Genomic DNA, 11,903 nt, shown 5'->3' with positions numbered 1-11,903 from the left:
TTAGCGTTTATCATTATCAAATTGCTTGATGAGTACCGATGTATCAGCACGCTGGTAGCCGCGGGCTTGTAATTCGGCATACTTTTGGTCCACTTGCTTAGCGAGAGGTAGCTCAACCCCCAGTTTTTCCGCTGCTTCAAAGCAAATACCCAGATCTTTTCGCATCCAGTCAATCGCAAAGCCAAAGTCGAATTTATCTTCTGCCATGGTTTGAGCGCGATTTTCCAACTGCCAAGAACCTGCCGCGCCATGCTTGAGCACGTCGGTCATTTGGTCGATATCAAGCCCGGCAGATTTCGCTAACGTAATAGCTTCCGATAACCCTTGCAGCACGCCGGCAATACAAAGCTGATTAGCCATTTTGGTAATTTGGCCGTAGCCGACCCCACCCATCAAGGTTGTTGCTTTGGCAAAGCAGTCCATAATCGGTCTGGCTTGTTCAAATACCTTGCTTTCTCCGCCGACCATGACGGTAAGGCAACCATTTACAGCGCCAGCCTCGCCACCGGATACAGGCGCATCAAGGAAGCTAAGCTGACAATCACTGGCATATTCAGCAATTTCTTTGGCGACTTCTGCAGAGGCCGTGGTGTTATCAATGAGTACGGCTCCCGGTTTTGCTGATGCGAGGATACCATCATCACCACAGTATACTTGGCGCAAATCATCATCATTACCGACGCAGGTAAATACAAAGTCAGCACCTTCTGCTGCAGCCGCTGGCGTTAAGGCGTAGCTGCCAGCATAAGTCTCTACCCATTTTTCCGCTTTGGCGGTGGTCCGGTTATATACGGTCACATGATGGCCAGCATTGGCAAGGTGGCCAGCCATCGGGAAGCCCATGGTGCCCAGCCCGATAAATGCAATTTTATGTGATGTCATGATTTGCTTCCCTTAACATAAGCGCTACTGAGTAACGGTGAAGACGGATAGTGAATATGTGGTTTTTGAGTATCTTAGAAATAGGCTAGAAATACCATTGAATTGCTTCGATATATAGCACATATAGACTTGTCAAAAAATAACTAAAAAAATGTGGGCAAACGCAATATTTTCTTGTGAATCACTGGCTCAGCCCCTATGATGCGGAAAGTTATTCTGTAATGGCTGTTTTATGCTGACTTCTGTGCTAAGAGTTTTGATGTTGATAGTATGTTTGGGATTTGTATGGCCTAGCCATGCAGGCTCAGTCATGCCTGTATCAAACGTTACCGCAGGACAACAGCATAGCGTTTATAGCGGTGTCGACAGTGATGCCAATCGTTATATGCCGACGGCGTTTTCACAGCAATTGGCGCAATCCGCCTCTTTTGATCGTTTTTTTGCCACAGGAAGTCACAGCTTACCGCTTCAGGCTTCACAAACAGAGCTCAATGCGCTGTTTAAGTTGGATCAGATCGATTTAGTTGATGCGATAGACGTTCACAGCAGTTCCCAATCCAATAGTAACCAGCACTCCAATCATGACCGTAGTCTAGACCTCGCTATTGTCACCTCTAGCCGTTTTGCTAGCCTGCTGCGCCATGATCCAGAAGATATTGAACCTGCTTATCAATTGGCGATTGAGTTGCCGATCGAACCGGTCCCGAGCTTTGCCAAGGACTACCGGGTCGATATGCAGCCAGCGCTAGATTGGACACTGAACACTTCTCCCCCTTCAGGCCGTATTTCCGGCTGGAAAGAATCAAACCTTATATACACCGTTTACCACCACCGCCTCCCGTTGGCTTAGTCTGACATCGATCTATTCCTTACCTGTTAAAGGCTAGGATTATTAAACCTTGCTTGTTATTGCTTTGCCTTGGGTATGACTACTTTGAGTATTGCTACCTAGAGTAATGATGCTTTGTGTATTTAGCTCATGGCTCGAAGCGATTAACGGGTGAGGGCGGTATTGAGACTGTTTTTCAATGTGATTGGAGAGCAGTGTGTTGTGCTTCTATCTACTGGGGGTGCAACCAAAACAGTGGTAAAAAATATGAGAAAAAAAGCCCCTCAGCGGTTATTGAACCATTATCCCGCTTGGAAATATGTCGTCCTTCTCGTCACCTTGGTTGTGATGATGCTAAGTGCAATCCCGACTTGGTACGGTGAAGATGCAGCCGTACAAGTTTCAGCTAAAGGCGTGCCAGTACCTGATGTGGTTCAACTGCAAAACACGTTGAAGCAGCATGATATTGCGGTTAAGCGTATTGATCAGCAGCCTGATAGTACGTTGGTTGTGCTTGTCGACGAATCACAGCAGACCCAAGCCCGTACGGTTCTAGCGGAAAAAATGGGACCTAACAGTGATTCGCAATTAACGTTGGCCATGACACCTGCAGCACCTGCATGGTTGCAGGGTATGGGGTTTGCGCCGATCAAGCTTGGTTTGGACCTTCGTGGCGGCGTGCAGTTCTTGCTAGACGTGGACATGAACCAGGTCTATCAAGCTCAGGGCGAATTGCTTCAAGATGAATTGCGTCAGGAATTTCGCACGGAAGGCATTCGAAATACCCGAATTGAAGCAGTGGCTTCAGATACCTTGGTCGTGCGTCTACCTAATAACGAAGCCAATGGTAAAGTTCGTCAGTTTATTCGCAAAAACTACCCTCAATGGCAAGTAACCAATGATGCTGGCTATGGTGTTAAGCTGGCTCTGAGAGCCGATGAGCAAACTCAGCTTCGTAACCTAACTGTTCAGCAAAACCTGCAAACTATGCGCAGCCGAATTGAAGAGTTGGGGATCACCGAAGCTTTGGTACAGCGCCAAGGTGAAAATCGCATCCGTATCGAATTGCCAGGTGTTCAAGACCCTGCGGCAGCTAAAAGTGTTATCGGTGCAACAGCCAGCTTGGCTTTCTATCCGGTTCGTGAGCTGGGTAGTGGCAGCACAATGATCATCAATGATGAGCGTGGGCAGCCTGTACGCGTAGCACGTAAGCCTATTTTGAGTGGTGATCATATCGTTGATGCCCGTGCCAGTTTTGGTGAGATGGGTATGGCTGAAGTGAACATCAACCTTGACAGTGCTGGCGGCAAGATCATGTCTGACTTCTCACGTCAGAACATCGGTAAGCCAATGGCTACAGCTTTTAGCGAGTACAGCCGTGACAGTGAAGGCAATGCGGTACAAGAGAACAAGATCATCAGTGTGGCAACGATCCAAAGCCAATTGGGTAACCGCTTTAGAATCACTGGCGCGGGCTCAATGCAGGATGCCCAGGAGTTGGCACTACTACTGCGCGCCGGTTCACTAACAGCTCCTGTGACCATTGTTGAAGAGCGAACTATTGGTCCAACACTGGGTGCAGAAAATATTGAAAACGGTTTTGCCGCATTGGCATTGGGTTTGGGCCTGACATTGATATTTATGGCATTGTGGTATCGACGCCTTGGCTGGGTAGCGAATGTCGCGCTGGTCTTCAATATGGTGATGCTATTTGGCCTGCTTGCTATGATCCCTGGGGCGGTACTGACGTTGCCGGGTATTGCCGGTTTGGTGTTGACTGTCGGTATGGCAGTAGATACTAACGTACTTATTTTCGAACGTATTCGCGACAAACTAAGAGAAGGCCGTAGTTTGGCTCAGGCAATCGACCGGGGCTTTAGTAGTGCCTTCAGTACGATTTTCGATGCCAACTTCACCACCATGATCACCGCCGTTGTTCTCTACGCGATTGGTAATGGCCCTATTCAGGGGTTCGCCCTGACATTGGGGTTGGGACTGATGACCAGTATGTTTACCGGTATTTTTGCTTCCCGCGCCATTATCAATTTGGTGTGGGGTCGTGATGCTCGACGTGAGGTGCGAATTTAATATGTTTATCACTATGAAAAATGCAACAAAATGGCGCCATGTCACGAGTGTCATTTCTATTATTTTACTGATTTGCTCCATAGCGGCTATTTCGGTTAAAGGCTTGAACTGGGGTCTAGATTTTACGGGGGGTATTGTTACTGAGGTGCAAACCAACAGTGCGTTAACTAGCCATGAAATCGATCAGCTGCTGGACGACAAACTGGGTCAGGATGCCAGTGTGATTGCTGCCGGTGAACCGGGGCGCTGGGTATTGCGCTATGCGATACCAGAGCAAGGAGATGCGCCGGATATTGCTGCAGCGCTTCATACTATTGATGCACAAGTGCAGGTGCTCAATACCAGTATTGTAGGTCCGCAAGTGGGGCAAGAGCTGGCAGAGCAGGGCGGATTGGCACTGCTGGTCGCTGTGCTGTGTATTCTAGGTTACCTGAGTTACCGATTTGAATGGCGCTTGGCGTCGGGCTCCGTTTTCGCTCTGGCGCATGATGTGATCTTTGTCCTGGGCTTCTTTGCGCTTACTCAGATGGAGTTCAATATGACGGTGCTGGCGGCTGTGATGGCTATTTTGGGTTATTCGCTGAATGACTCAATCATCATTGCTGACCGTATTCGTGAATTGCTGATATCTAAACCGAATAAAGCGATTGAAGATATTAACAACGAGGCAATTGCAGCGACGATTTCCCGTACCATGATCACATCCGGTACGACGTTGCTGACCGTTGGCTCTCTATGGTTATTAGGTGGTGGTCCGCTGGAAGGATTTGCCATTGCGATGTTTATCGGTATTTTGACGGGGACCTGGTCTTCGGTCTCTGTGGGTACGGCCCTACCAGAGCTATTTAAGCTTGATTCGTCACACTACAAGTTGCAGCCGGTTTCACAAGAGCCGTAGACGACTGCAGCTTGACGTTACTTGGATATAAAAGGGCCTCTGGGCCCTTTTTTTGTTGTTTTATTTCGTTATTACCCATTTGGCGGCCAACTGTGATAACGTCAAATGAATGGAGACTAGCGCCGAGAATGAAAGGAAAGAGACGCAACATGGGAAAGAAATCATTAGAGACCAAGATCGTTACGGCAGGGCGTTCTGCAAAGTGGACACAGTCACTGGTTAATCCGCCAGTTAGCCGGGCTTCGACCATCGTGTTTGAATCGGTGAAAGAGATGAAGCAGGCCACTGCGAACCGAAAGAACAAAGCCCTGTTCTATGGCCGCCGTGGTACAAATACTCACTTCGCTTTCCAAGATGCTATGGTGGAGCTAGAAGGTGGTGTGGGCTGTGCTGTGTATCCATGTGGGACGGCTGCCATTACCAGCGCTATTTTGTCTTTCGTCAAAGCGGGTGATCACATTTTGATGGTCGATGGTGTTTACGAACCGACCCGTGACTTCTGTGACAAAATCCTCGATAAGATGGGCGTGGAAACTACCTATTACGATCCTATGATTGGCGAGGGGATCCGTGATCTCATCAAGCCGAATACAACAGTATTGTTTCTTGAGTCGCCATGCTCAATCACCATGGAAGTTCAAGATGTCCCTACCTTGTCTCGTATTGCCCATGAACATGACTTGGTGGTGATGCTAGATAACACCTGGGCGTCCCCTGTAAACTTCCAGCCTTTTGAACACGGTGTTGATATCTCGATTCAGGCTGCGACCAAATATATTGTGGGTCATTCCGATGTTATGTTGGGGACTGCAGTAGCCAATGAGCGTTGTTGGGAGCAACTACAAGAAAACAGCTATTTGCTTGGCCAATGTACCTCTGCAGATGACATCTACCTCGCCATGCGAGGGCTTCGTACCCTCGGCGTACGTTTGAAGCAGCATGAGCAGAATAGCCTTAAAGTCGCGCAGTGGTTGGCAGAGCGGGAAGAAGTTGATCATGTTCGTCATCCGGCTTTTGAAAGCTGTGAAGGCCACGAATTCTACAAGCGTGACTTTAAAGGTTGTAACGGACTGTTTTCTGTTGTGTTGAACCGCGGTAATACCGAGGCGCTGACGGCATTGCTTGATGGCATGGAACACTTCAGCATGGGTTACTCTTGGGGTGGCTTTGAAAGTTTGATCCTCGCAAATGAGAATATCAACTCTTTGCGTACGGTTGCCAAGAAAGATTTTGCAGGTCCGCTATTGCGACTGCATATTGGCTTGGAATCAGCGGACGATCTCATTGCTGATTTAGAGCGCGGCTTCGAGCGTTTGAATGCGGTGCTGAATAAATAATCCGCGTTAAATCAGTACCAAAAATAAGGCTAGCCGTGCTGGCCTTTTTTTCATTCTGCCATTGTGCGCCTGTTTAATTATCTTTCTTGAGCACCGGTATGCGCGGTTTTAGCTACTATTTAGTAAACGCCGTACAAGAGGGGCAGTTATGAAAAAGACAGGGTATTGGGCCGCTATTGTCATACTCCCAATGACAATGTTGGGTTGTTCAAGCTCAGATCTGGAAAACTACCAGCTTTTTCCTGATGATTACGTTTACGATGTGCCTTACGACAGTATCTACCATTATGGCTATAACCAAGGGTGCGATAGTGCGCTGGGTATTACAGGCAATTATGGCAAAGTCTTTGGTAAGGATGAGACTCTGGATGGTAGTGACACAAAATTTAACCAAGGTTGGGATGAAGGCAACAAAGCCTGCCAAGCTGGTAGGCGAGTGCTGATGCAGACATCTTTTATTAACCCATATCAGAGCTTTAGATACAGTTACGAGTGATAGAAGAGTGTTTTGGGTGCTGTTCCATCCATAAAAAAACAGACCATAGCGGTCTGTTTTTGGTTAAGTCACTATCATTTTGTGTTTAAGATTGACCTAGCCATGTATCGTTCTTAATCGTTAGTCACAAAATGCGATGGCTTATTTTAGTTTGGTCGTGTCAGTGATTGTACCTGGCCGTCTCGAAACGACACAGGCACAACAGCATGAACCTCTGGCAGTAATAAAAATGCATCTTCATCCGATGGATTATTCATCTCTACCACAACTTGAAGGTACCTGTTCAACGCACGCTGGAGAGCCGGAGTTGAAATCTTGTTACCTTGCTTGCCGAACTGACTGTATTGACCTTTACTGGAGTATACCCAGACATTAAATGGGTCATCCCCTTTTTCTAGTTGCTCGATAAAATCGGCGATATTTCTCATAAAAGTCCTTTTCCCTAACCAATAACGACGTATTGATTTTCCCATTATGGAACGAAGTTGCTATTTTTCAATTTGATTTACATGACCCATCTGGGTTTATGTGATGTTGTTGGCAAAAAATTGAAACTTGAATGCATACTTTAAAATCAATTTAACATTACTTGTCTTTTAATTCTAAATAATCGATAAGATTGTCAGTAACTGTTCACAGATTAATTCTCTAATGGAATATTATCAAGGGAAAAATGCTCAAAACTAACCCTAAAGAGGTATGCCTGTTGAGATTTATTTATGTTTATTGTGTTGGGTGGAACGGTCATTGTTACAATTGAATTTTGTGGTGGAAAAATGAGCGATATTAAAGAAGAGACAGTGGAAAAAAGTGTATGTGCTTGGGCAATAAAGCATCCCATTGAGCGGGATTACCACGATCAGGAGTGGGGGAGGGTTAATAGAACAGATACATATTTATTCGAGTTCCTGACACTTGAAGGTGCTCAAGCTGGATTGAGTTGGTATACCATTCTTAAGCGGCGTGACGCCTACCGTGCTGCATTTGAGAATTACGACCTCGATATTTTAGCTTCATACGATGATTGCCAGGTGGAAACAATTATTTCCAATCATGATGTCATTAAGCACCGAGGAAAAATTAGCTCGGTATTTAATAACGCGCGTGCTGCCCAGCAGCTAATTAATGAATATGGCAGTTTAGAAAACGCATTGTGGCAATTTGTCGATCACCAGCCGATAACTAACCACTGGCAGACAATGGCCGATATCCCGGCTTCCACTGAAACGTCAAAGGCAATGAGCCGTTTTCTCAAAAAGAAAGGTTTCAAGTTTGTCGGGGAGACTATTTGCTATGCATTCATGCAAGCCGTTGGCATGGTTAATGACCATTTAGTGACCTGCTATTGCTACCAAGAGGTAATAGAAGAAAATAGATAGTCTCTGTCTGATAGTCTTTATCTATTATTGTGATAGCGGAGAGAAACTGGTTTGTCAGAGTGATGAAGCGTATTATTTACTTTTTCCCTCGTATGTTGAAGTAGCGAGGGCATTTTAACCTTGTAAGAAGTTGGGATAATGGCAGAAAACCCGGTAAAAGTAATCCATCGAGCAACCTGGATTGGCTCAATCGCGAACGTCAGTTTGGCGGTCTTAAAGATCACGGTAGGTAAAATCACCGGCAGTCAGGCGTTAGTTGCCGATGGTGTCCACAGTTTTTCGGATCTGATCACCGATACCGCTATCTTGATTGGTTCGCGTTACTGGACTGCCCCTGCCGATAAAGGTCACCCCTATGGTCATGGGCGTTTCGAAACATTTACCAATATATTTATTGGTATTTTGTTGTTTATTGTCGGTATAGGAATTGGTTGGGATTCACTATCGGCATTGGGACATGAATCAACCGCTGTTCCTGGGATGCTGGCTTTCTGGGCTGCTCTTGCATCGATTGTGGTGAAAGAGGTGCTGTATCGATGGACTGTTATCCAAGCAAAGAGAATCAATAGTCGCTCTCTCCATGCCAATGCTTGGCACCACCGAAGTGATGCGTTGAGTTCTCTGCCTGTTGCTATCGCGGTTGTGGCGAATTTTGTGTTCCCTGATTTGCACTATCTTGATCAAGTGGCAGCATTGATAGTAACGGCGATGATCTTGAAAGCGGCGATTGAAATTTTGTGGCCGGCCATTATGGAGTTGACCGAGGCGCAGGTTGATGAAGATATTGAGGCAAAGATCCAAGGCTATGCCAGTGAGATGCCACAAATAAAAGAAGTGCACGCTATTCGCAGTCGTCGTACGGGGAGTACTATTTTATTGGACTTCCATATGTTGGTTGATCCTGACATGCGCGTTGAAGATGCTCACACCATTAGCGAAAAATTCAAGTCGCATATCTTGGCCCAGATTGACGAACTGGTTGATGTCGTTATCCATATTGAGCCTTATACCTGCGCTGAACGTGTTATCAATCCATGTTGCGAGGATAAGAGCTGTGATTAATTTATACCTAAGTCACTTGGGTATACGCTTAGGTAAATGACAAAAAAGTTAAAATTCTCAATATTGAGAAGGTGTAGCAGCAACGCACTTAGCTATCTTCTAGAAAGTGACCGAACTATTTACCTAGTAGCAATCTAGCTGCTAGGTAAGGTCATAGAGGAGAAGCGCCATGCCGTTAATTAGAATCAAGTCTTTGCCTTTTGCTCAGGAAGTGAATATTCCTGCCACCTTGGATGTGCTTTCAAAATCGGTTTCAGAAACCAGTGAGATCGAGTTAAAACATGTCATGGCGACATGGGATTACCTTTCTCCTCATCATTACGCCCACAACGGTAAAGTGGTTGATTGCCAGCCAGAGAAAACACACCCGCTGTTGGTTCACCTCATCGCACCAAATTTCAATACCGAAGAGCAGATCGCCAATATGTTGGAAGTCATTGCTAATACTTTGGCTGACGTCTTGCCGGTTTCGAAGGAAAACATCTTTATTAATTTCTCTCCAGCCTACAGCGATGGCATTTATGATGCGGGGCACGTAGTCGAGTGGGATGATTAAGTTTATACCCAAGCTACTTCAAGATTCAGGTACCTTGAGGTAATTTGGGTTATGGGTTTACTTAGTTAAAATAATGCCAGATTTCATGACATATTCATGAATCTCGAATACGATTGGCGCTTTCTCCCAGCTAAGAGTGCCTGATGTTCAAGTTGATTGCGTCTATGCCGCCTATGATGGCATTGTCTATTGCGATTGTTTGCGAAGTTATTGCAACGTCAATGTTGCCTAAAACCCAACAGTTTACCCAATTCATGCCAACCCTGATCACCCTGTCAGGGTATGCTATTGCTTTCTTTATGTTGTCTGTCACGGTGAAGGCCGTTCCGATTGGTATTGCCTATGCGATATGGTGCGGTGCGGGGATTGTATTGGTCGCGATGATTAGCTGGCTGTGGTACGGGCAGCAACTTGATTTACCTGCCTTGATCGGCATGTTACTCATCTTGTCTGGTACGGTTGTTATCAACGTCTTTTCTCAATCAGTAAGCCATTGATTTAATTTCTCAGCGGTGTTCCATGATGATCCAGCGCACAGAATAATAAAAAGCCTGCTTCCAATAAGCAGGCTTTTTCTGATCATGAAACGCGTAAATATGTGTTAGACCTAAGGTCGCTCAGGTATTAACCCAGCAGTAGTATGAACGATTAAGCCATCAGCATTACACGACTGCTGCATAGCCATGCTATAACAAGTCATTTCTATCTTGCTCTCTGCCAAAATCAGATAGTTGTACCAAGCTTGTTGTAAATGTAGCGAATTTGTTATTGTGTTGGCGTGGTAATCAAACATGGAATGTCTATGAGCGCACTTGAAGCAAACTTTGACGGCCTAGTTGGCCCAACGCACAACTACAGTGGACTGTCTTTCGGTAATGTCGCGTCGGCGAAGAATCAGGCTAATCCTTCTAGCCCTAAACAGGCAGCTTTGCAGGGATTAGCGAAAATGAAGGCACTGTCAGATATGGGAATGGTGCAAGGTGTGCTTGCCCCGCAGGAAAGGCCGGATATTGCGACGTTACGCCAGCTGGGTTTTACCGGCAGTGATCAGACTGTTTTGGCTGCAGCAGCGAAGCAAGCGCCGCAGGTGTTGGCGGCTTGCTGCTCAGCTTCAAGCATGTGGACGGCCAATGCGGCAACTGTCTCGCCTTCGGCAGACACAAAGGATGGAAAAGTCCACTTTACGCCGGCCAATCTAACCAATAAATTTCATCGCTCTATCGAGCATGAGGTGACCGGGCGAATTTTAAAGGCCACTTTTGCTGATACTAACCACTTTGTCCATCATCCGGCCCTGCCCAGCGTCGAGCACTTTGGTGATGAAGGTGCAGCCAACCACACACGTTTTTGTGTCGACTATGGCCAGCAAGGGGTTGAGTTCTTCGTCTTTGGCCGCCATGCCTTCGACAGCCGCTTTCCTGAGCCGAAGAAGTTCCCTGCCAGGCATACATTTGAAGCATGCGAAGCGGTTGCAAGATTGCATCAGTTGGATAATGACAAGGTCGTGATTGCCCAGCAAAACCCGGATGTGATTGACCAAGGCGTGTTCCATAACGATGTTATCGCTGTCGGTAACCGTAATGTCCTTTTTTGTCATGAACAGGCATTTCTGAATCAGCAGGCCGTTTATGATGAGTTAAACCTGAAACTATCGGGTGAAATGCGCATTATCGAAGTGCCAACGAAGAGCGTCACAATCGAAGATGCCGTGACCAGTTATCTGTTTAACTCGCAGTTGGTTACCATGCCTAACGGCGACAATGTGTTGATCTTGCCTGAAGAGTGCCGAAATAACCCGAGGGTATGGGCATACTTAGATCAGCTACTCGCCAACAAGCAGGGCATCGATGATATTAAAGTCTTCGATCTGAAACAGAGTATGGCGAATGGCGGGGGCCCTGCGTGCTTGAGACTGCGCGTCGCGTTAAACCAGACTGAGTTGGCAGCAGTAAACCCGAGTACCTTAATGTCAGATACCTTGTACAGCCAGTTAACAAGCTGGGTGGAGAAGCATTACCGCGACCAATTGTCAGAGGCCGATCTGGCTGATCCTTCTTTGCTGATGGAGTCCCGTACGGCTCTTGATGAGTTGACTCAAATTCTCAATTTAGGCTCTGTTTATCCTTTTCAACAATAACTACCCAGAAAGCAGCACAAGCAAGTGCTGCTTTCTCTTTTTTTGTTATAAGGCACGTCTCATATTTTTGTTAAGCATTGATTACTAGACATTTTATTCATTATGAGATGTTCATTTTGCATCTTCTTTTGCAGCAAATTAGTGAAATTGCGAGAGCAAGCTTTTCTTAAATTAATAAGTTACTGATATATAGAGCAAACCATGGTTGGCATGAAACGTGGTTGTATTGCCCTGATGTT

General features: G+C 46.2%; 12 protein-coding genes. 10 read left to right on the top strand and 2 right to left on the bottom strand.

What is annotated here, in order from left to right; all coding sequences use genetic code 11:
* Complete coding sequence (locus tag L4D79_RS06595; RefSeq protein ID WP_428648999.1) at positions 1-882, bottom strand: NAD(P)-dependent oxidoreductase; 882 nt, start codon at positions 880-882, stop codon at positions 1-3.
* A gap of 310 nt (positions 883-1,192) precedes the next feature.
* Between L4D79_RS06595 and L4D79_RS06590 the strand changes: the two genes are divergently transcribed.
* The 5 genes from L4D79_RS06590 to L4D79_RS06570 all read left to right on the top strand — a co-directional run bounded on the left by L4D79_RS06590 (position 1,193) and on the right by L4D79_RS06570 (position 6,530).
* Entirely contained in the window at positions 1,193-1,732 is a 540-nt protein-coding gene (locus tag L4D79_RS06590; protein WP_428648996.1) for a hypothetical protein, read from the top strand.
* Positions 1,733-1,978: 246 nt separating this feature from the next.
* Positions 1,979-3,799, top strand: a complete 1,821-nt coding sequence (gene secD, locus L4D79_RS06585) for a protein translocase subunit SecD (RefSeq protein ID WP_428648994.1) — start codon at positions 1,979-1,981, stop codon at positions 3,797-3,799.
* Position 3,800: 1 nt separating this feature from the next.
* Positions 3,801-4,697, top strand: a complete 897-nt coding sequence (gene secF, locus L4D79_RS06580) for a protein translocase subunit SecF (RefSeq protein ID WP_428648991.1) — start codon at positions 3,801-3,803, stop codon at positions 4,695-4,697.
* A 149-nt stretch (positions 4,698-4,846) separates the two neighbouring features.
* On the top strand, positions 4,847-6,034 hold the full coding sequence (locus tag L4D79_RS06575; RefSeq protein ID WP_428648988.1) for a cystathionine beta-lyase: 1,188 nt from the start codon (positions 4,847-4,849) through the stop codon (positions 6,032-6,034).
* 148 nt (positions 6,035-6,182) lie between these two features.
* The gene (locus tag L4D79_RS06570; protein ID WP_428648984.1) at positions 6,183-6,530 is read left to right on the top strand and encodes a hypothetical protein; all 348 of its coding nucleotides are present in this window, start codon (positions 6,183-6,185) and stop codon (positions 6,528-6,530) included.
* Positions 6,531-6,676: 146 nt separating this feature from the next.
* Here the strand turns inward: L4D79_RS06570 and L4D79_RS06565 are convergent, their stop codons facing one another.
* Entirely contained in the window at positions 6,677-6,958 is a 282-nt protein-coding gene (locus tag L4D79_RS06565) for a PDDEXK family nuclease (RefSeq protein WP_428648981.1), read from the bottom strand.
* Between the two features lie 372 nt (positions 6,959-7,330).
* On the opposite strand from L4D79_RS06565, the gene L4D79_RS06560 reads away from it, so the two are divergent.
* The 5 genes from L4D79_RS06560 (at position 7,331) to astB (ending at position 11,664) form a co-directional block, all read left to right on the top strand.
* On the top strand, positions 7,331-7,909 hold the full coding sequence (locus tag L4D79_RS06560) for a DNA-3-methyladenine glycosylase I (RefSeq protein WP_428651724.1): 579 nt from the start codon (positions 7,331-7,333) through the stop codon (positions 7,907-7,909).
* A 138-nt stretch (positions 7,910-8,047) separates the two neighbouring features.
* On the top strand, positions 8,048-8,971 hold the full coding sequence (locus tag L4D79_RS06555; protein WP_428648978.1) for a cation diffusion facilitator family transporter: 924 nt from the start codon (positions 8,048-8,050) through the stop codon (positions 8,969-8,971).
* Positions 8,972-9,140: 169 nt separating this feature from the next.
* Positions 9,141-9,527: a hypothetical protein gene (locus L4D79_RS06550; protein WP_428648975.1), complete on the top strand. Its 387-nt coding sequence runs from the start codon at positions 9,141-9,143 to the stop codon at positions 9,525-9,527.
* Between the two features lie 164 nt (positions 9,528-9,691).
* Positions 9,692-10,024, top strand: coding sequence for an SMR family transporter (locus tag L4D79_RS06545; protein WP_428651722.1), 333 nt, complete (start codon positions 9,692-9,694; stop codon positions 10,022-10,024).
* 305 nt (positions 10,025-10,329) lie between these two features.
* Entirely contained in the window at positions 10,330-11,664 is a 1,335-nt protein-coding gene (astB, locus tag L4D79_RS06540) for an N-succinylarginine dihydrolase (protein WP_428648972.1), read from the top strand.
* Positions 11,665-11,903: the final 239 nt, after the last annotated feature.

It is taken from the genome of Photobacterium satsumensis, assembly GCF_050336935.1.
GTDB lineage: Bacteria > Pseudomonadota > Gammaproteobacteria > Enterobacterales > Vibrionaceae > Photobacterium > Photobacterium satsumensis.
Note: the sequence above shows the minus strand (reverse complement) of the source record. Positions and strands in the feature narration are given on the sequence as shown.